Source organism: Pseudomonas sp. Leaf15 (genome assembly GCF_001421425.1).
In the GTDB taxonomy this organism is placed as follows: Bacteria; Pseudomonadota; Gammaproteobacteria; order Pseudomonadales; family Pseudomonadaceae; genus Aquipseudomonas; species Aquipseudomonas salomonii.
Window position 1 is genome coordinate 201,307 of sequence record NZ_LMKI01000035.1, and the last position, 20,958, is coordinate 222,264.

16 protein-coding genes are annotated in these 20,958 nt (G+C 60.6%); 8 read left to right on the forward strand and 8 right to left on the reverse strand.

The window, feature by feature from the left end; translation table 11 throughout:
* Positions 1–103: 103 nt before the first annotated feature.
* Positions 104–1,528 carry an aminotransferase-like domain-containing protein gene (locus tag ASE80_RS26720; RefSeq protein ID WP_056861688.1) on the reverse strand — a complete coding sequence of 475 codons (1,425 nt, stop codon included), beginning with the start codon at positions 1,526–1,528 and terminating at the stop codon, positions 104–106.
* Positions 1,529–1,688: 160 nt separating this feature from the next.
* Here ASE80_RS26720 and ASE80_RS26725 point away from each other — a divergent pair, with 160 nt between their 5' ends.
* The 5 genes from ASE80_RS26725 to ASE80_RS26745 are packed head-to-tail and all read left to right on the forward strand — an operon-like array spanning position 1,689 to position 7,171.
* Entirely contained in the window at positions 1,689–2,582 is an 894-nt protein-coding gene (locus ASE80_RS26725) for a DMT family transporter (RefSeq protein ID WP_017134754.1), read from the forward strand.
* Between the two features lie 35 nt (positions 2,583–2,617).
* On the forward strand, positions 2,618–4,480 hold the full coding sequence (gene moeB / locus ASE80_RS26730; protein ID WP_056861568.1) for a molybdopterin-synthase adenylyltransferase MoeB: 1,863 nt from the start codon (positions 2,618–2,620) through the stop codon (positions 4,478–4,480).
* A 15-nt stretch (positions 4,481–4,495) separates the two neighbouring features.
* The gene (locus ASE80_RS26735; RefSeq protein ID WP_056861569.1) at positions 4,496–5,410 is read left to right on the forward strand and encodes a PLP-dependent cysteine synthase family protein; all 915 of its coding nucleotides are present in this window, start codon (positions 4,496–4,498) and stop codon (positions 5,408–5,410) included.
* A 37-nt stretch (positions 5,411–5,447) separates the two neighbouring features.
* On the forward strand, positions 5,448–6,440 hold the full coding sequence (locus tag ASE80_RS26740; RefSeq protein WP_056861570.1) for a serine O-acetyltransferase: 993 nt from the start codon (positions 5,448–5,450) through the stop codon (positions 6,438–6,440).
* A 2-nt stretch (positions 6,441–6,442) separates the two neighbouring features.
* Positions 6,443–7,171: an alanyl-tRNA editing protein gene (locus ASE80_RS26745; RefSeq protein ID WP_056861571.1), complete on the forward strand. Its 729-nt coding sequence runs from the start codon at positions 6,443–6,445 to the stop codon at positions 7,169–7,171.
* Positions 7,172–7,235: 64 nt separating this feature from the next.
* Here ASE80_RS26745 and ASE80_RS26750 read toward each other — a convergent pair whose 3' ends face one another.
* Complete coding sequence (locus ASE80_RS26750) at positions 7,236–8,162, reverse strand: hypothetical protein (protein ID WP_056861572.1); 927 nt, start codon at positions 8,160–8,162, stop codon at positions 7,236–7,238.
* 360 nt (positions 8,163–8,522) lie between these two features.
* Here ASE80_RS26750 and ASE80_RS26755 point away from each other — a divergent pair, with 360 nt between their 5' ends.
* Positions 8,523–10,268: an ABC transporter permease gene (locus ASE80_RS26755; RefSeq protein WP_056861573.1), complete on the forward strand. Its 1,746-nt coding sequence runs from the start codon at positions 8,523–8,525 to the stop codon at positions 10,266–10,268.
* A gap of 14 nt (positions 10,269–10,282) precedes the next feature.
* Entirely contained in the window at positions 10,283–11,605 is a 1,323-nt protein-coding gene (locus tag ASE80_RS26760; protein ID WP_056861574.1) for an ABC transporter ATP-binding protein, read from the forward strand.
* Positions 11,606–11,749: 144 nt separating this feature from the next.
* Here the strand turns inward: ASE80_RS26760 and prpD are convergent, their stop codons facing one another.
* From prpD to ASE80_RS26790, 6 genes are all read right to left on the reverse strand, one after another.
* The gene (prpD, locus tag ASE80_RS26765) at positions 11,750–13,234 is read right to left on the reverse strand and encodes a 2-methylcitrate dehydratase (protein ID WP_056861575.1); all 1,485 of its coding nucleotides are present in this window, start codon (positions 13,232–13,234) and stop codon (positions 11,750–11,752) included.
* Positions 13,235–13,450: 216 nt separating this feature from the next.
* Positions 13,451–14,641 carry a 2-methylaconitate cis-trans isomerase PrpF gene (prpF, locus tag ASE80_RS26770; RefSeq protein ID WP_056861576.1) on the reverse strand — a complete coding sequence of 397 codons (1,191 nt, stop codon included), beginning with the start codon at positions 14,639–14,641 and terminating at the stop codon, positions 13,451–13,453.
* 10 nt (positions 14,642–14,651) lie between these two features.
* Positions 14,652–17,246, reverse strand: a complete 2,595-nt coding sequence (gene acnD / locus ASE80_RS26775) for a Fe/S-dependent 2-methylisocitrate dehydratase AcnD (protein WP_056861577.1) — start codon at positions 17,244–17,246, stop codon at positions 14,652–14,654.
* Between the two features lie 124 nt (positions 17,247–17,370).
* The gene (gene prpC / locus ASE80_RS26780; RefSeq protein ID WP_017134743.1) at positions 17,371–18,498 is read right to left on the reverse strand and encodes a bifunctional 2-methylcitrate synthase/citrate synthase; all 1,128 of its coding nucleotides are present in this window, start codon (positions 18,496–18,498) and stop codon (positions 17,371–17,373) included.
* A 42-nt stretch (positions 18,499–18,540) separates the two neighbouring features.
* Complete coding sequence (gene prpB / locus ASE80_RS26785; RefSeq protein WP_017134742.1) at positions 18,541–19,434, reverse strand: methylisocitrate lyase; 894 nt, start codon at positions 19,432–19,434, stop codon at positions 18,541–18,543.
* Positions 19,431–20,144, reverse strand: a complete 714-nt coding sequence (locus ASE80_RS26790; RefSeq protein WP_056861578.1) for a GntR family transcriptional regulator — start codon at positions 20,142–20,144, stop codon at positions 19,431–19,433. The genes prpB and ASE80_RS26790 overlap by 4 nt, the downstream gene beginning before the upstream one ends.
* A gap of 272 nt (positions 20,145–20,416) precedes the next feature.
* On the opposite strand from ASE80_RS26790, the gene rloA reads away from it, so the two are divergent.
* Complete coding sequence (gene rloA, locus ASE80_RS26795; protein WP_056861579.1) at positions 20,417–20,953, forward strand: retropepsin-like aspartic peptidase RloA; 537 nt, start codon at positions 20,417–20,419, stop codon at positions 20,951–20,953.
* Positions 20,954–20,958 lie beyond the last annotated feature (5 nt).

Genomic DNA, 20,958 nt, shown 5'->3' on the forward strand with positions numbered 1-20,958 from the left:
GTGGATGCCTGAACTGGCCCCAGTAAGCCAGCTCCCACAGGGGAATGCATTCCAAATGTGGGAGCTGGCTTGCCTGCGATGAACGATAACGCGGTAAACCTGCCTACAGCTGAAACCTGTCACCGCCCTGCCCCAGCGCGGTGGCGAGCGCGTCAAAGCCCTCACGCAGCAACTGATCGTCACCCGACGTATTACAGATACTCGCCCGAATAAACTGCGGCACCGCCGTCTGCCCTACGGCAAACGCCTCTGCGGTGGCGATCAGGTAATTATTCTGCTTAAGTTCCGCCTCGATTTCCGACGCACGCCAGGGCTCCGGCACTTCAATCCAGAAGTGTGGGCTGTTGAGGTGAGTGCGGTATTCCAGCCCCACCAGCAGATCACGCACCAGGGCCTTGCGCCGGCTGATCTCGTTGATTTGCTGGCGCAACAGGTATTCTGCCGTGCCGTTTTCGATCCACTGTGTCGCCAGCTCCAGCGTCACCGGCGTGGCCATCCAGCAGGTCGAGCGCAAGGCCGCCGAAATCCGGCTGACCAATGCCGGTGGCGCATGCACATACCCCACGCGCAATCCGGCAGACACCGCCTTGCTCAGGCTGCTGATCAAAATCGTACGTTCGGGCGCGAAAAAACTCAGCGGCGGCGGGCGATCTTCCACCAACACACCGTGGGCTTCGTCTTCCAGAATCAGCAGATTATGCTCGCGGCACACCTTGGCCAGCGCTTCCCGGCGCGCGACCGACAGCACGGCCGTGGTCGGGTTCTGAATCGTCGGGGTGCAGTACAACGCCGAAACCCGGTGATTACGACAGACTTCATCCAGCGCACCGGGCAGCACGCCTTCGTCATCCATCTCCAGGCCGATCAGCCGTACACCGAGCATGCGTGCGGCGGTGATAAGCCCTGGGTAAGTCAGTTGCTCAGTGACCACCGTATCCCCCGCCCGCAGCAACGCCATCATGGCGCAGAGCAGGCCATGCTGGCCGCCATTGACGCAGATGACCTGCTCGGGAATCGGATGAAAATCGCGCTGCACCAGCCATTGCGCACCGGCCTCGCGGTAGCGCGGCAAACCGGCGTCCGGCGTGTAGGCGCTGATGTCCTGGAGGAACTTGGCGTTGGTCGACAAGGTTTGGAAGCTTTGGGCCAGGAACACCGTTTCTTGCCCGGGAATGTGCATGTTTCGGCTCATGTCGAAATACTGGCGCGGCTCTTCGCTGACGTTGCGAAAGCCTTCATCACGCTGGCGCTCCATCCCACGCTTGCGCACGAAGGTGCCGTCACCAACACGTGCCACCACTAACCCCAGTCGCTCCAGCTCGCCGTAGGCGCGGCTGATGGTGCCGATGGTCACGCCGAGATTATCGGAAAGAACCCGATGGGGCGGCAGTTTGCGCCCCGGTTCAATCAAGCCTTCAAGGATGCCCCGCTCCATCACATCGGACAGGCGTTTGTACTTCACGCCCTGACCGCTGGCCAACCCCTCACGCATAATTGACACCATGTCAATATTTGTTTTGACAGCCATCATTCGCCCTAATAGTGTGCTTTTACGGGTTCAATCACCGGGTGAAACAACTTAATACACAGTCAATATAGAGTTCAATTCCGGCTCAGGGAAGCAATAAACGATGCCAATGTCCGCCGTTCTTGAAAACACTACAAAAACAAAAAATCAGAAACAGTGGCTGGCCGGTCTGGTCACCAGCGTGATGTTTCTTATCGTGTGCCTGAGTTGGGGCACCACCTGGCTGGGCATCAAGATCGCCGTCGAAAGCGTGCCGCCGCTGACGTCTGCCGGGCTGCGCTTTCTTATCGCGTTCCCGCTGTTCCTGTGTTTTGCCCTCGTGCGCCGCGAGCCGATCCTGTTCCCGCGTGAAAGCCGCTGGTTCTTCGTATTTGTGACCCTGTCTTATTTCAGCGTTCCCTATTACTTGCTCAACTACGGCGAAATGCATGTGTCGTCCGGCCTCACCGCCCTGCTGTTCAGCTGCATGCCGGTGTTCATCCTGATTTTCTCCGCGCTGTTTTTGCGCGAGCGCATCTACTTTTCCCAGGTGGTCGGCATCGGCATCGGTTTCGGCAGCCTTTACATGATCATCAAGAGCCAGGGCCTGCACCTGGACCACGCCGAATTCTTCGGCGTGCTGGCGATTCTGACCGCCGCGATCATGCATGCCTTGTGCTACGTCATCACCAAGCAAAAAGGCAGCGCCATCAGCGTGATTACCTACAACACACTGCCCATCGGTATTGCCGGGCTGATGCTGTTCGTGGCCGGCCTGTGGTTTGAAACACCGACCTTCGAAAACATCACCCTGCGCTCCTGGAGTGCGCTGTTCTACCTGGGGCTGGTGGCGTCGGTGGGCGGTTTTATTGTGTATTTCATGTTGCTCAAACGTTTGAGCCCGATCATTTTGTCGTTCGTGTTCATTATTTTCCCGGTGTTCGCGGTGATCATCGGCGCCTGGTACGAAGGCGTAGAAATTTCCCGTGACCTGATGCTGTACTCGGCCATCCTGCTGGCGGGATTTGCGATCACCAAGTTGCCGGTTGAAAAACTCCTGGCCAAGAAAAATTGACCCTTAAACCACAACGACAACAACGCGAGAGAAACATGGAAGTACTCCGCCCCACCGCTCTGGAACAGATCTATGCCCACGCCAGCCGCAGCTACCCGGACGAATGCTGCGGTTTTGTCTTCGCCGATGGCAGTGTGTACCTGGGCAACAATATCCAGAATGAGCTGCACCACAAGAACCCCGAGATGTACCCGCGCAGCGCGGCCAATGGCTATACCTTTTCGGTGGCCGACACCCTGCTGCTGAACAAGGCGTTTCGCAGTGACAACCCGGTGGTGGTGATCTATCACTCCCACCCGGACGTCGGCGCCTATTTCAGTGATGAAGACCAGGACAAGGCACTGTTCCTGGGTGAGCCGATCCACCCTGTCAGCTACCTGGTGGTGGACGTGCGCCAGGGCCAGGCCCTGGGCTCAAAGCTGTTTGCCTGGGATGGCAAGCAATTCGCCCTTAAACCCTTCAACGACCTGCACACGGAGTTGTCCATGAACGCTGTCTCTTTCCCCGATATCCTGGTTCGCGTGGCCAAGCTGCCGGAATCGACCCTTGAGGGCACTGGATCGACATTGCGCGAAGTCATTGAAAACCTCTGCAGCAGCCACCCGCAGCTGCGCTCGCACCTGTTCCACGAAAACAACAACCAGCTCAAGGAACACTTCCTGTTCACCGCCGAGGAAGAATTGATCGGCGCCGATGAACCCTTGCCGGAAAAGGCCAGTATCGAAGTGCTGCTGGCCACCTCCGGCGGCATGGACGTCGACGCACTGAGCAACGAAGAAGTCCAGCGCTACGTGCGCCACATCACCCTGCCCGGCGTCGGCCGTGAAGGCCAGTTGAACCTGAAAAAAGCCAAGGTGCTGATCATCGGCACCGGCGGCCTGGGCTCGCCCATCAGCCTGTACCTCGCGGCAGCCGGCATCGGCACCCTGGGCCTGGTGGATTTCGACGTGGTCGAGAGCAGCAACCTGCAACGCCAGATCGTGCACGGCAACAGCACCCTGGGCATGCCCAAGGTCGAGTCGGCCAAGCGGCGGCTGCAAGACCTCAACAGCCATATCCAGATCAATGCCCACAACACCGCCCTCAACGCCGACAATGCGCTGGAGCTGGTAGGCGCTTATGACCTGGTGATCGACGGCACTGACAATTTCGACACCCGCTACCTGGTCAACGATGCCTGTGTGCAGTTGGGCAAGCCGTTGGTGTACGGCGCCATCTACCGTTTCGATGGGCAGATCAGCGTACTCAACTACAAAGGCGGGCCGTGCTACCGCTGCCTGTTTCCTTCAGCACCGCCGGCCGAGTTGGCACCCAACTGCAGCGCCGGTGGCGTGATCGGTGTGCTGCCGGGTGTGGTCGGAATGATCCAGGCCACCGAAGCGATCAAATTACTCATTGGCATTGGCGAACCGCTGTCGGGCCGCCTGATGCGCTTCGACGCGCTGGCCATGAAGTTCAGCGAGATCCGCTTCAAACGCCGCGCCGACTGCCCATGCTGCTCAGACCTGCGCCACAGCGAAAGCGTCGCGCCAGCCGTGTGCGCGGATGCCGTTCCGAGCCAGCCCGCGTTGGCCGAAGAGCGCTATATCAAACCACGCGTGCTCAAGCAACTGCTCGAACACCCGCGCAGCGCCGACGTGTTGCTGGATGTGCGCGACGCCAGCGAGCTGGAAGTGTGCAAATTGCCGGGCGTGGTGCATATCCCCCTGGCCGAACTGGACGGGCAATTGGGCCGCCTGAGCCGCGACAATACCCATTACCTGATCTGCTACGCCGGAACCCGCGCCGAGCAAGCCGCCAGCACTCTGCTGGCCGCCGGCTTCGCCAATACCAAAGTCCTGCAGGGCGGCATGAAACATTGGGTTCGCGACGTCGAACCCGACATGCCTTTGTACTGATCCGGGGGCTGAGCGATGTTGCATAACTCCATTCTCGACGTGATCGGCCATACGCCGATCGTGCGCCTGGCGCAGTTTTCCGAAGACCTCGGCATCGAGGTCTACGCCAAGCTCGAATCCCTCAACCCTGGCGGCAGCCACAAGGCGCGTATCGCCCTGGGCATGATCCTCGACGCAGAACGTCGAGGCGTGCTGATTCGCGACTCCGGGCAAACCATCATTGAGCCCAGCGGCGGCAATACCGGCATTGGCCTGGTGATGGCCGGCAATGTGCTGGGCTACAAAGTGGTGCTGGTGATCCCTGACAACTACAGCCCCGAAAAGCAGAAACTGCTGCGCTTGTACGGCGCCAAGGTGGTGCTGTCGGACAGCCGCCTCGGGAACAATTCCCACGGCGAAAAGTGCATGGAACTGCAGTTGGAAAACCCCAATTTCGTGATGCTCAACCAGCAGCGCAACGGCGCCAACCCGCAGACCCACCGCGACACCACCGCACCGGAAATCCTCCGCGCCTTCGGTGAACAGCGCGTGGACTACTTCGTCAGCGGCATCGGCACCGGTGGCCATATCACCGGCATCGGCGAAACCCTCAAGGCGGCCTGGCCTGCGCTGCGCGTCATGGGCGTGGAGCCGGAAGAATGCGACCTGCTCAAGGACCAGCACGCGCCGCACCATATCCAGGGCCTGTCGATCGGCTTGATCCCGAGCATTCTTAACGTGGGTGTCATTGACGGCATGCTCAAGGTCTCGCGCCTGGCGTGCATCGACATGATCAAACGCATCATGCGCACCGACGCCATCAGCCTGGGTTTGTCTTCGGCCGCCAACATGGTGGCCATCGCCCAACTCGCCCCCGAACTCCCGCCCGAAACGGTGGTGTTGACCATGGTCTACGACAATGCCGACAGCTACCTGCCCAATTTCGAATAACCGGTTTTTCAACCATCCAGACTGTGGGGGTGCCTCCATGGGGGGCTTTATCGACATGCAACAGCTGCACGATGAGTTGCTGACCCACCTCATCCAGACCCTGACGCCTGCGCAGATGAAGCAGTTGGAACCGCATTTGGCGCCATTGATCCAGAATGCCGCACAGGCCGTGGCAGAGGACTTGATTGCCTATGCCTACCGCGACCCGGCGTCCCGTGGGCGGGGCGAGCTGATCCTGGAGTCCTACGCCTCGTTCAAGGCGGTGTTGTTCTACCGACTGGCACACTTGGTGTGGAATTTTCCCGACCAGGCCAACGGTCTGTTCTCACGCATGGCCCTCAAGCTCAGCAACCAGGGCAAAATCCTCTCCGGCGCCGAAATCCACCCCGCAGCCCGGATCGGCCGACGCTTTGTGCTGGACCACGGTTTCGGCACCGTGATCGGTGAAACCTGCGAGATCGGCAACGATTGCTACATCCTCTGCGGCGTGACCCTCGGTGCCCGAGGCATTGCCAACAACCCGGACGGCAAACGCCACCCGCGCCTGGGCAATAACGTCGAGGTTGGCTCCGGCGCGCGGGTGCTGGGCTATGTGCAGATTGGCGACAACGTGTTTATCAGCCCTTCGTGTGTGATCACCCAGGACGTGCCTGCGGGCACCAAGGTCAAAGTGGTCAACCAGATCCAGTTACAAAAGAACGCCGAATCGGATCACAGCAATTACCTGGGGGCTTTCGCGCTGGATGAACGTTTGCACGTGGTCGGCGAAGTCAGCGCCAGCCACAAGGTCACGGTGCTGGATGCCGACTTTCACCCTTTGCACGGGCTGATGCTGGAGCCCACGGTGAAGGAGCGTCATCACTTGCAGTTTCGCCTGCGTCGCCTGGACACCGGCGACCATCTGCCACGCTTGCCGCTGAACCTGAAAGTCTGTGGCCCCGAATTTGAGATCACCCTGCTCTCCCCGCCTGGCTTGAGCGCAATGGTGCGTCACCTGCTGCAAGCCAGCCCACTGATCGTCGGAGGTTGAACATGTCCGTGCATACCATGGAAACCCTGGCGCTGTTTGACAGCGCGCCCTACCAGAACGCTTTCAGCGCCCGGGTGATTGCCGTCAGCGAACAGGGCATTGCCCTGGAACACACGCTGTTCTACCCCACCGGCGGCGGGCAACCGGGCGACACCGGGCACCTGACCCTGGCCGATGGCACGCGGGTCAACGTGACCGGCACCGTGCGCGACCCGGTGTTGCGCTCGATCATCTGGCACCAGGTTGAACACTGCCCCGAGCAATTGACGGCCGGCGTACAGGTGGATGCCGGCCTGGATTGGGAACGCCGCTACCAGCACATGAAAATGCACACCTGCCTGCACCTGCTGTGCTCGATCATTGATGCGCCCGTCACCGGCTGCAGCATCAGCGCAGACAAAGGCCGCCTGGACTTCGACTTACCGGAAATGACCCTCGACAAGGACAGCATCACCCGCGACCTCAATGCCTTGATCGAACAAGCCCATGCGGTGAAAACCCTGTCGATGCCCGCTTCGGAGTATTCGACGCTGCTGCAGATCACCCGTACCCAGGCGGTGGCGCCACCGGTCATCCAGGGCTCTGTACGCGTAATTGAAATTGCCGGAATTGATATCCAGCCGTGCGGCGGCACCCATGTGATCAACACCGAAGAAATCGGCCGGGTGTTCTGCGAAAAAATCGAGAAGAAGAGCAAGCACAACCGCCGGGTGATTCTGCGGTTTGAGTGAGCTATGGATGCTGCCAGGTGCGAGTGCGGACATTACCCCACACTCGCCAACCCGGTATCCGGCTTTATTGCTTTCGCTCGCTCACTTGCTTGGTCAAGGTCTCGAACTGCTGTTGAAGTTTTGACATCGCCTGCTCAAAGGTCTGTTCAATCTCAGCAATTTGCGCCTCAAGCTTCTGGTTTTCCTGCTTCAAGTGATCAATGGAGCCAGGGGCATGCGCTTTGGATTCATCGGCTGTGGCCGACTCTTCGCTTTGCGGATCGGCGGGTTGCTCAGGTGCCACGTCATTCGACGAAGCCGTCTCGGTGGTGTCTGACTGATCCGCAGGTGTCTGGTCTTGAGGGGCACCTTTACTGATCATCTGCGTCAGATTTTCCAATTTTTGCGTCAGCGTATTTATTGCAATATTGAGTTGATCCAACAAATTTTTGAATACGTCTTTCATCTCGGTGATTTGAGCAGCCAATTCATCAATCCCTTGAGACTGGCTTTGCTCCGTCTTCGGTGTCTCCTGACTCTGCTGAGCCTGGGTGTTCTGCGTGGTGGGTGTTTCAGGCGCAACAGACTGATCGGCAGCGCCACGGCCCTGTGGCTGAGCATCCGGCGCAACGGGTGCATCTGCAGTCTCGTTACCTGAATTACCGAGTTGCTTGGTCAGGTTTTCAATTTTCGTATTGAACTCAGTGAGCTTCGCCTTAAATTTTTCGACCAACACATTGTATTTAGCAATAAGGTTTTTATTTTTACGCGTCAGGTCTGCGATCTCACCCTGTGAGTCAGCGTTCTGAGGTTGCTGGTTGACGATCTTGTTATGGCTGGAAAATTGACCACGCTGTTCCGGACCCACCGGAGCGCGAGGCCGCGCTGAATCTTGTGAGGTATTGTGATTGGCCTGTGCATCGGTATTGTCGTCAGATGAGACAGGTGGCCGCGTCGGGGGCATCTCGTAGCGGTATTGGGGCGCATACTGTTGATTGTTTATGGTTGTCATAAAGGACCTTTCAGTTTTTCACGGATTCTTACGCTGGGTTCGTCGGACGATCTGGCACAACAAGTCATCCTCCAACCTAATTGGCCAGTATCGAAAAATCGTTCCTTGGCGTAAGAAAAATTGAGTGCCAGCTTGGGCCAGTGACATAACACCCCCTGTGTCAAAGCCGCAGTTCGTACAGGAAACTGACAGCAAATTTACGCGCCTGTAACATTCAGAAACGTACAATCCCGCCTGCAACGTCTCGTTGCCCCTGACTCACGAACACAGCGCCCGCCCCTTCTCGGTGGGTCATTCGTGCAGCAGCTAAGCTCACCCTCATTACGCCCCTGAACCTGAACGCTGCAGGACTGAATGCCTATGAACAAAGTGTTCCGCGATTACCTGCCGGCATCCACCCTGCGCTTGCTGCCCAACCGCTGGGACCTGGTCGCGCTGCCGCTGGTGATCGGCTTTCTGCTGTTTTTCTCCCTCACGGCCCGGGAAACCTGGGCGCCCATCGCCACGTTGCAGAGTGAAGTCATTTCCCTGGACCCGGCCAACCTGCCGGAATACGCGATGCGCACCACGATGCGCATGCTCGCAGCCATGGTCGCGGCGCTGGTTTTTACCCTGCTGTACGGCACCCTGGCCGCCAAAAGCCGACGTGCTGAAAAGCTGCTGGTGCCGGTGCTCGATATCCTGCAATCGGTGCCAGTGCTCGGCTATATCTCATTCACGGTGACGTTCTTCCTGCTGCTGTTCCCCGGGCGCGTGCTCGGCGCCGAGCTCGCAGCGATCTTTGCGATCTTCACCAGCCAGGCCTGGAACATGACGTTCAGCTTCTATCAGTCGCTGCGCATGCTGCCCCACGATTTGGTAGAGGTGTCGACCAACCTGCGGCTTTCCGGCTGGCAGAAATTCTGGAAGCTCGATGTGCCGTTCGCCATGCCGGGGCTGGTGTGGAACATGATGATGAGCATGTCCGGCGGCTGGTTCTTCGTGGTGGCTTCCGAAGCCATCACCGTCGGCGACAAGACCATCACCCTGCCGGGCGTAGGTTCGTACCTGGCCTTGGCGATCGCCCAGAAAGACCTGCACGCCGTGGGTTACGTGATTCTGGCGATGATTGTGGTGATCCTGCTGTATGACCAGTTGCTGTTCCGCCCGCTGGTGGCCTGGGCTGACAAGTTCCGCATGGAAACCACCGCGTCCCAGGGCGCGGCGCCACAATCCTGGCTGTTGAACCTGATCCAGCGCACGCGCATCGTGCAGCGCATCCTGCGCCCCATCACCCGGGCCTTCAGCCGCATCGGCAACAAACGCTTCAGCCTGGCGGGTGGTGCGTTCAAGGCGTTGCCGGCCGAAACACCGGCGGCGTCAAAAGTGATCGACTGGGTGTGGGGCACGCTGATTGCGCTGCTGGCCGCGTATGCGCTGTACCACATCGTGCAATACGTCGGCACCGAAGTGACCTTCGCCGAAGTCGGCCATGTGTTTGTGCTGGGCCTGATCACCTTGCTGCGGGTGGCCGGGCTGATCCTGATCGCTTCGCTGATCTGGGTGCCGCTGGGCGTGATGATCGGCTTGCGCCCTGCGCTGGCGGAAAAAATCCAGCCGTTGGCGCAGTTTCTCGCGGCCTTCCCGGCGAACCTGTTGTTCCCGGTGTTTGTGATCGTGATCCTGCACTACAACCTCAACCCGGATATCTGGCTGAGCCCGCTGATCGTGCTGGGCACCCAGTGGTACATCCTGTTCAACGTGATTGCCGGCGCCAGCGCCTTCCCCAATGACTTCAAGGAAGCCGCCGCCAACTTCCGCATTCGCGGCTGGCTGTGGTGGCGCAAGGTGATGCTGCCGGGGATCTTCCCCTATTACGTCACCGGCGCCATTACTGCTTCGGGCGGTGCCTGGAACGCCAGCATCGTGTCCGAGTACGTGTCCTGGGGCCAGGACAACGTGGTCGCCCATGGGCTGGGCGCCTACATCGCGCAAACCACCGCCGCCGGCGACTTTCCGAAAATTGCCCTGGGCGTGGTGGTGATGTCGATCTTCGTGGTGGCGTTCAACCGCGCGGTCTGGCGGCCGATGTACGCCATCGCTGAAAACAAACTTCGTCTGAATTGATGGGATTCGCTGTGATGACTACCTACACCGAAAACACTGCCGATACCCCGCAAATCTACTCGCTGAAAAACGTCAACCGAGTCTTCGGCAAAGGTAAAGACGAGCTGCAAGTGCTCAGCGGCGTCGACCTGAGCCTGCACGAAGGCGAGATCGTCGGCATGCTTGGCCGTTCCGGCTCGGGCAAATCCACCCTGCTGCGCATCATCGCCGGGCTGATCCAGCCGTCCTCCGGCGAAGTCCGCTACAACGGCGCGCCGCTCAACGGCCCGGCCGAAGGCGTGGCCATGGTGTTCCAGACCTTTGCGCTATTCCCCTGGCTGACCGTGCTGGAAAACGTCGAAGCCGGCCTGCAAGCCCTGCAAGTCGAGCGCAAGGAAACCCGTCGGCGCGCCTTGGCCGCCATCGACTTGATCGGCCTCGACGGCTTTGAAAACGCCTACCCGCGCGAGCTGTCCGGCGGCATGCGCCAGCGCGTGGGGTTTGCCCGTGGCCTGGTGGTCAACCCGACGCTGTTGCTGATGGACGAGCCCTTCTCGGCCCTCGACGTGCTCACCGCCGAAACCCTGCGTACCGACCTGCTGGACTTGTGGAGCGGCAAGCAGCTGCCGATCAAGTCGATCCTGATCGTGACCCACAACATCGAAGAAGCGGTGCTGATGTGCGACCGCATCCTGGTGCTGTCATCCAACCCCGGCCGCGTGGTCGCCGAGATCAAAGTGCCGTTCGCGCACCCGCGCAACCGCCTGGACCCAACGTTCCGGCAAATGGTCGATGACATCTACGCCCTGATGACCGACCGACGCAGCGCCGATGCCAGCCGTGGCATACCCGAGCTGAAAATGGGCAGCCTGCTGCCGGAGGTGTCCACCAACCTGATGGCCGGCCTGATCGAAACCCTGGCCGCCGAGCCTTACAACGGCCATGCCGGTTTGCCCACCGTGGCCGAACGACGCTTGCTGGAAGTCGATGACCTGTTTCCGGTGGCCGAGATGCTCGAGCATTTGGGTTTCGCTGAACTCAAGGGCGCCGACATCACCCTCACCGAGGCCGGCAAGCTGTTCGCCGACTACGGCACCCAAGAGCGCAAAACCCTGTTCGCCGAGCATTTGATCAAACACGTGCCCCTGGCCGCGCGGATTCATCAGGTGTTGCTCGAGCGCAGCGGGCATCGCGCGCCACGGGTGCGTTTCGAGCAGGAGCTGGAAGACTCGATGACCGAAGCGTTCGTGGAAAAAACCCTCGAAAGCGTGATTGCGTGGGGGCGTTATGCGGAGATTTTTTCGTATGACGACCATACCGAGACGTTTAGCCTGGATGATGTGGAAGGCAGTATGTAATGGACCAAGTGGGAGCTGGCTTTTGTGGGAGCTGGCTTGCCTGCGATGCAGACAACTCGGTCTTTCAGCTATACCGAGGTGATGCTATCGCAGGCAAGCCAGCTCCCACAAAAGCCCGCTCCCACAGTGGATACGGGGTGGTTGTCAGATTACGAACAGATCCACAAACCGATTCACCGGCGTAGCCTCAAGCCGCGCCTGATCCTTGCACAACGCAAAAATCTCGCCACTGCGCTGCGCGGTAAACCGCGTGGCCAGGTTGGCTTTGAACTTGTCCTCCAGCAATGGAATGCCATCCACCCGACGGCGGCGATGCCCAATCGGGTATTCCACCGCGACTTGTTCAGTGTGGGTGCCATCCTTGAAAAACACCTGCACGGCATTGGCGATAGAGCGCTTGTCGGCTTCCAGGTATTCGCGGCTGTAGCGCAAGTCCTCAACGACCTCCATCTTTTCGCGCAGCTCATCGATGATCGGGTGCGCCGCGTGGAATTCATCCTCGTACTGCTCGGCCACCAGATTGCCGAACGCCAACGGCACGGCAGTCATGTATTGCAGGCAGTGGTCGCGGTCGGCGGCGTTGGCCAGTTTCCCGACTTTGGAAATGATGCGAATCGCCGACTCGTGGGTGGTGATCACGATGCGTTCGATTTCATGCAGGCGATCCTTGACCAGCGGGTGCAAGGTCACCGCCGCTTCACAGGCCGTTTGCGCATGGAACTCGGCCGGGAAGCTGATCTTGAACAGCACGTTTTCCATCACATAGGTGCCATAAGGCTGGGGCAGGCTGAACCCACGCTTGTCCTCAGGCTTGAGTGCGAGGTCTTTGTTGGTGTGGCTGAACAGCACGTCATAAAAACCCCATTGCGGCGCGCTCAGCACACCGGGGATGCCCATCTCGCCGCGCATTGCGATATCGGCCAGGCGCACGCCACGGCTCGATGCATCCCCGGCCGCCCAGGATTTGCGCGAACCGGCATTGGGCGCGTGGCGATAGATGCGCAGCGCCTGCCCATCGACAAAGGCGTGGGACAACGCCGACAGCAGCTGTTCACGGTTGGCGCCCATCAGCTTGGCGGTGACCGCCGTAGAGGCGACTTTCACCAGCAACACATGGTCGAGGCCGACGCGGTTGAAGGCGTTTTCGAGGGCAATCACGCCCTGGATTTCGTGGGCCATGATCATCGCTTCCAGCACCGCACGCACGGTCAGTGGCGCGTCACCGTTGGCCACACGTTTTTGCGACACGTGATCGGCCACGGCGAGGATGCCGCCGAGGTTATCCGAAGGGTGGCCCCATTCGGCGGCGAGCCAGGTGTCGTTGTAGTCGAGCCAGCGCACGATGCAGCCAATGTCCCAGGCAGCCTTGACCGGGTCCAGGCGCAATGAGGTGCCCGGCACACGCGCGCCAAACGGCACGACGGTGCCTTCGACAATCGGCCCCAGGTGCTTGGTGCACTCGGGAAAACGCAGCGCCAGCAGGCCGCAGCCGAGGGTATCCATCAGGCAGTTGCGGGCGGTGTCCAGGGCGTCCCGGGAATCGATGCGGTAGCTGAGGACATAGTCGGCAATGTCCTGCAGGACCTGGTCGTAGTCCGGGCGGTTGTTCTGGTCGACGTTGGCGCTCATGGCAGTACTCCAAAGTGGGTTGGGGTTAGTCCTCGGGCTTACGGTTGTTGGAGAGCAGATCTTGTGTGTCTGCCTTGAAATAGAGGATTACCTGTGGGAGCGGGCTTGTGTGGGAGCCGGGCTTGCCCGCGATGGCATCACCTCGGTTCGTCTGATACACAGAGGTGTCTGCATCGCAGGCAAGCCAGCTCCCACACAAGCCAGCTCCCGCAAGGGTTAGAACGCGTCGCCGGGGACGCGCACGAAACCTTCCATCAGCACCCGTGCGCTGCGGCTCATGATGGCTTTTTTTACCACCCATTCGCCGTTTACCTGGGTGGCCTCGGCGCCCACGCGCAAAGTGCCGGACGGGTGCCCGAACCGCACCGCGTTGCGCTCCACACCACCGGCCGCGAGGTTGACCAGGGTGCCGGAAATCGCTGCCGCCGTGCCAATCGCCACCGCCGCTGTGCCCATCATCGCGTGGTGCAGCTTGCCCATGGAGAGTGCGCGCACCAGCAAATCCACATCGCCGGCCTTGATTGCCTTGCCACTGGACGCCACGTAATCCAAAGGTTTGGCCACAAATGCGACCTTCGGCGTGTGCTGGCGCTGGGCGGCTTCGTCCAGGTGTTTGATCAGGCCCATGCGCAACGCGCCATAGGCCCGCACGGTCTCGAACATCGCCAGTGCTTTCGGGTCGCTGTTGACCGCGCCTTGCAGCTCGGTGCCGGTGTAGCCGAGGTCTTCGGCGTTGATAAAAATGGTCGGGATGCCGGCGTTGATCAGCGTCGCCTTGAAGGTGCCGACTCCCGGCACTTCCAGGTCGTCGATCAGGTTGCCGGTGGGAAACATCGAGCCACCGCCACCCTCTTCTTCCGCTGCCGGGTCCATGAACTCCAGCTGCACTTCGGCGGCCGGGAAGGTCACGCCGTCGAGCTCAAAGTCGCCGGTTTCCTGCACCGCGCCGTCGGTGATCGGCACGTGAGCGATGATGGTCTTGCCGATATTGGCCTGCCACACCCGCACCACCGCCACACCGTTAGGCGGCACGCGGGCCGGGTCAACCAGGCCGGCGCTGATGGCAAACGAACCCACCGCCGCCGACAGGTTGCCGCAGTTGCCGCTCCAGTCGACAAACGGCTTGTCGATCGAGACCTGGCCAAACAGGTAATCCACGTCGTGATCGGCGCGGGTGCTTTTGGCCAGGATTACGGTTTTGCTGGTGCTGGAGGTTGCACCGCCCATGCCGTCGATCTGCTTGTCGTAGGGGTCAGGGCTACCGATGACCCTTAACAGCAAGGCATCGCGAGCAGCACCCGGCACCTGCGCCGATTCGGGCAGGTCCTTGAGGCTGAAAAACACGCCCTTGCTGGTACCGCCACGCATGTAGGTGGCGGGGATCTTGATTTGCGCTGCATGTGCCATGGTTATCCCCTTAAGCGGTCGCCGCCGATTCCAGGAAGTCCTGGGCAAAACGTTGCAACACGCCACCCGCCTCGTAGATCGACACTTCTTCGGCGGTGTCCAGGCGGCAGGTCACCGGCACTTCGACACGTTCGCCATTCTTGCGGTTGATCACCAACGTCAGTTGCGCACGCGGGGTGCGTTGGCCGACCACGTCATAGGTTTCGCTGCCGTCGATCTTCAGTGTGTGGCGGTCGGTGCCCGGCAAAAATTCCAGCGGCAACACGCCCATGCCCACCAGGTTGGTGCGGTGGATGCGCTCGAACCCTTCGGCGGCAATCGCCTCCACACCGGCCAGGCGCACGCCCTTGGCCGCCCAGTCGCGGGACGAGCCCTGGCCGTAGTCGGCGCCGGCGATGATGATCAGCGGCTGCTTGCGTTCCATGTAGGTTTCGATGGCTTCCCACATCCGCGTGACCTGGCCTTCCGGCTCGATACGCGCCAGGGAACCCTGCTTGACCTTGCCGTTTTCCAGCACCATTTCGTTGAACAGTTTCGGGTTGGCGAAGGTCGCGCGCTGGGCGGTCAAGTGGTCGCCGCGATGGGTCGCGTAAGAGTTGAAGTCGACTTCCGGCAGGCCCATTTTCGCCAGGTATTCACCCGCGGCGCTGTCGAGCATGATCGCGTTGGACGGCGACAGGTGGTCGGTGGTGATGTTGTCCGGCAGTACCGCCAGCGGGCGCATGCCCTTGAGCGGCCGCGCACCGGCCAACGCACCTTCCCAGTAAGGTGGGCGACGGATATAGGTACTTTGCGGGCGCCAGTCGTACAACGGCGCGACTTTGGGGCCGGTGTCTTCGTGGATCGCGAACATCGGGATATAGACGGCGCGGAACTGCTCCGGCTTGACCGAGGCCTTGACCACAGCGTCGATTTCTTCGTCGCTCGGCCAGATGTCTTTCAGGCGGATTTCCTTGCCGTCGGCATCCAGGCCCAGCACGTCCTTTTCGATGTCGAAACGGATGGTGCCAGCAATCGCATAGGCCACTACCAGCGGCGGCGACGCCAGGAAGGCTTGCTTGGCATACGGGTGAATACGCCCGTCGAAGTTGCGGTTACCCGACAAAACGGCCGTGGCGTACAGGTCGCGGTCGATGATTTCTTGCTGGATCAGCGGGTCGAGCGCACCGGACATGCCGTTGCAGGTGGTGCAAGCAAACGCCACCACGCCAAAGCCGAGCTTGTCCAGCTCATGGCCCAGGCCGGCTTCTTCCAGGTACATGGCCACGGTTTTCGAGCCCGGCGCCAGCGAGGATTTGACCCACGGTTTACGGGTCAGCCCGAGCTTGTTGGCGTTGCGCGCCAAGAGGCCGGCGGCGATCACATTGCGCGGGTTGCTGGTGTTGGTGCAACTGGTAATGGCGGCGATGATCACCGCGCCGTCGGGCATTTGCCCCGGCACTTCGTCCCACTGACCGGAGATGCCTTTGGACGCCAGATCGCTGGTCGCCACGCGCGCATGCGGGTTACTCGGGCCGGCCATGTTGCGCACGACGCTGGACAGGTCGAAGGTCAGGCCACGCTCGTATTGCGCGCCCTTGAGGTCGTCTGCCCACAGGCCGGTATGGCGGGCGTATTGCTCGACCAGCGTGACCTGTTCGTCTTCACGGCCAGTGAGTTTCAGGTAGGCAATGGTTTGCTGGTCGATGTAGAACATCGCGGCGGTAGCGCCGTATTCCGGGGCCATGTTGGAGATGGTCGCGCGGTCGCCCAGGGTGAGTGCCGAAGCGCCTTCGCCGAAGAACTCCAGCCAGGCACCCACGACTTTCTGTTTGCGCAGGAACTCGGTCAGCGCCAGCACCATGTCGGTGGCGGTGATGCCCGGTTGCAGCTTGCCCGTCAGCTCCACGCCGACGCTTTCCGGCAGGCGCATCCATGAGGCGCGGCCCAGCATCACGCTCTCGGCTTCAAGGCCACCGACGCCGATGGCGATCACGCCCAGGGCATCCACGTGCGGCGTGTGGCTGTCGGTGCCGACACAGGTGTCGGGGAAGGCCACGCCATCGCGCACCTGGATCACCGGAGACATTTTCTCCAGGTTGATCTGGTGCATGATGCCGTTGCCCGGCGGGATCACGTCGACGTTCTTGAAGGCCTTTTTGGTCCACTCGATAAAGTGGAAACGGTCTTCGTTACGACGGTCTTCGATGGCGCGGTTTTTCTCGAAGGCCTGCGGGTCAAAACCACCGGCTTCGACGGCCAGGGAGTGGTCGACGATCAGTTGGGTCGGCACCACCGGGTTGACCTGCGCCGGGTCACCGCCCTGCAGGGCAATGGCATCGCGCAGGCCGGCGAGGTCGACCAACGCGGTCTGGCCGAGGATGTCGTGGCACACCACACGCGCCGGGAACCATGGGAAGTCGAGGTCGCGCTTGCGTTCGATCAGTTGGCTCAGGGAAGCATTGAGGGTGGCCGGGTCGCAGCGGCGTACCAGGTTTTCGGCGAGCACGCGCGAGGTGTACGGCAAGGTGGCATAGGCGCCGGGGGTGATTGCCTCGACAGCCGCGCGGGCGTCGAAGAAATCCAGGCGGCTGCCGGGCAGCGGTTTGCGAAATTCAGTGTTCATCGTCAGGACTCGGTCACGGTAGGTTCACAAGGCGAACTGTCGACACTGGCCTGGCTCTCTGTGGGAGCTGGCTTGCCTGCTCCCACAGAACAGCACATTGGCCAATGTGCCGGGTTCAGCCCACTCAGCGACGTTCGATTGGCACGAACTTGCGCTGTTCTACGCCGATGTACTCGGCGCTTGGACGGATGATGCGGTTATTGGCGCGCTGCTCGAACACATGCGCGGCCCAGCCGGTCAGGCGCGAGCACACGAAGATCGGCGTGAACAGCTTGGTCGGAATGCCCATGAAGTGGTACGCCGAGGCATGGTAGAAGTCGGCGTTGGGGAACAGCTTTTTCTGTTCCCACATGGTCTTGTCGATAGCCTCCGAGACCGGGAACAACACCTTGTCGCCCACCTCATCGGCGAGCTTTTTCGCCCAGCCCTTGATCACTTCATTACGCGGGTCGCTGTCTTTGTAGATCGCGTGGCCAAACCCCATGATCTTGTCTTTGCGCGCCAGCATGCCGAGGGTGCCTTCGACGGCTTCTTCGGCCGAGCCGAAACGCTCGATCATCTCCATCGCCGCTTCGTTGGCGCCGCCATGCAACGGGCCGCGCAGCGAGCCGATGGCGGCGGTCACGCAGGAATACAGATCGGACAGGGTTGAAGCACATACGCGGGCGGTGAATGTCGAGGCGTTGAATTCGTGCTCGGCGTAGAGGATCAGCGACACGTTCATGACTTTTTCATGCAGCGCGCTCGGCTTCTTGCCATGCAGCAGGTGCAGGAAGTGGCCGCCGATGCTGGGCTCGTCGGTCACGCAGTCAATCTTCTTGCCGTCGTGGCTGAAGCGATACCAGTAGCACATGATCGCCGGGAAAGCGGCGAGCAGGCGGTCGGTGACATCGTGCTGGGCGCTGAAGTCTTTCTCGGGCTCGATATTGCCCAGGAACGAGCAACCGGTGCGCATCACGTCCATCGGGTGGGCGTCGGCGGGGATGCGTTCCAATACTTCTTTAAGCGCTTGCGGCAGGTCGCGCAGTTTGCTGAGTTTGGCGCTGTAAGCGGCCAATTCGGTTTTGCTCGGCAACTCACCGTAGAGCAGCAGGTAGGCGACTTCTTCAAATTGCGCATCGGCGGCCAATTCGCGAACGTCATAGCCGCGATAGGTCAAGCCGGCACCGGCCTGGCCGACGGTGGACAGTGCGGTCTGCCCGGCCACCTGGCCACGCAGGCCGGCGCCACTCAGTACTTTTGCTTCAGCCATGGTTCTTCTCCAATTTTGTAGTTATTCAGGGAGGCGCGTTCGTTACTTTTTCGCGGCGAACAGCGCGTCGAGCTTCTGCTCGAAGGTGTGGTAGTCGATGCGATCGTAAAGCTCCATGCGGGTTTGCATGGTGTCGATCACGTTCTGTTGCGTACCGTCGCGACGGATCGCGGTGTAGACGTTCTCGGCGGCCTTGTTCATGGCGCGGAAAGCCGAGAGCGGGTACAGCACGATGGAAACATCGGCAGATTTCAGTTGATCGACTGTATAGAGAGGGGTTGCACCGAACTCGGTAATGTTAGCCAGGATCGGGGCCTTTACCTTTGACGCGAAGAGCTTGTACATCTCCAGCTCAGTGATGGCTTCCGGGAACACCATGTCGGCGCCGGCTTCGATGCAGGCGGCGGCACGCTCCAAGGCCGACTCCAAGCCTTCAACCGCCAGCGCGTCGGTACGCGCCATGATCACGAAGCTGTCGTCGGTGCGTGCGTCCACGGCGGCCTTGATGCGGTCGACCATTTCCTGCTGGGACACAATTTCTTTGTTCGGGCGATGCCCGCAACGCTTGGCGCCAACCTGGTCTTCGATGTGGATGGCGGCGGCGCCGAACTTGATCATCGACTTGACGGTGCGCGCCACGTTGAACGCCGAGGAGCCGAAACCGGTGTCGACGTCGACCAGCAACGGCAGGTCGCACACGTCGGTGATGCGGCGTACGTCGGTGAGTACGTCATCCAGGCCGGTGATGCCCAGGTCCGGCACGCCCAGGGAACCGGCAGCTACGCCGCCGCCTGACAGATAAATCGCCTTGAAACCGGCGCGCTTGGCCAACAGCGCGTGGTTGGCGTTGATCGCACCGACCACCTGCAAGGGCTGTTCACTGGCGACGGCGTCACGAAAACGCTGGCCTGGAGTGGTTTTATTGTTGGAACTCATGACTCACCTCGTGATGAAGGAGCGCCGTCCGGGAAGTGACGGGCAATATTGCGTTTGGAAGCGCCGATATGGCGGCGCATCAACAACTCGGCCAGTTCACCGTCGCGATCGGCAATCGCGTCAAGAATGCGGTGATGCTCGGCAAAAGCCTGGCGTGGACGATTAGGGGTGGCGGAAAACTGGATGCGGTACATGCGCACCAACTGGTACAGCTCGCCGCAGAGCATTTGGGTAAGGGTGCGGTTCCCGGCGCCTTGAATTATCCGGTAATGAAAATCGAAGTCGCCCTCCTGCTGGTAGTAGCCCAGGCCCGCCTGGAACGCTTCGTCGCGCTCATGGGTGTGCAACACCTGGCGCAGCTCTTCGATTTCCGCGTCGGTCATGCGCTCGGCCGCCAGGCGGCAAGCCATGCCTTCCAGGGATTCGCGGATTTCATACAGCTCGATCAGCTCGGCATGGCTCAAGGACACCACTCTGGCGCCGACGTGAGGCACGCGCACCAGCAGGCGCTGGCCTTCGAGGCGGTGGATAGCCTCACGCAAAGGGCCACGGCTGATGCCGTAGGTGCGCGCCAGCTCCGGTTCGGAGATTTTGCTGCCGGGAGCGATCTCGCCTTTGACGATGGCGGCCTGGATGCGCCGGAAAACGTTCTCGGACATGGTCTGGGAATCGTCTTGCGCCACCACCGGCGTTTCCAGTTGATCCAGCATATTGTCGACACCTTTAAAAGCAATGCCGCAAAAACTAGCCAATCAAGCCCTGTTAGTCAAAGAATAAATACACATTGTCGACAATCGTCTAATAACTCTTGCCCCACCTTCACTGGGCATGGCCGCCTGCCAGCGCTGGCGCCAGAAAAGCATCATGTTAGAATGCCCGCCGCTTTTGCCTGACATCACTTGATGAAACGGCGCACGAGGGAGTTTGCGCAGCAATGCCAGTCGCCTTGAATTGAACATCGCACTGCACCGCGTCAGGATCTATGAGACTCAAGCCCTTCCTTCTTATTATTTGCCTACTGTGCATACCTGGCCTTGGCGTTGCCGCCGAGAAGACCGTGTATGGCCTGAATGAATACGCCAAACTGGCAGGCATCGACCTGGAAGTGGCCGCCAAACTCGACACCGGCGCCAAGACCGCCTCGTTGAGCGCCCGCGATATCAAGCGCTTCAAGCGCAACGGCGAATCCTGGGTACGCTTTTATCTCGCCATCGACACCGCCCATTCCCACCCCATCGAACGTCCTCTGGCCCGCGTGAGCAAGATCAAGCGCCGCGCCGGTGACTACGACCCCGATGAGGACAAGAACTACACCGCCCGCCCAGTGATTGCCCTGGATATCTGCATGGGCACCGCTTTACGCAGCATCGAAGTGAACTTGACTGACCGCAGCGCCTTCCAATACCCGCTGCTGATCGGCTCCGAAGCGTTGAAACGCTTTGATGCGCTGGTCGACCCCAGTCTTAAATACGCAGCGGGCAAACCCGCCTGCGCCGCCGACGCTCATACCGCCGAGTAAACCGA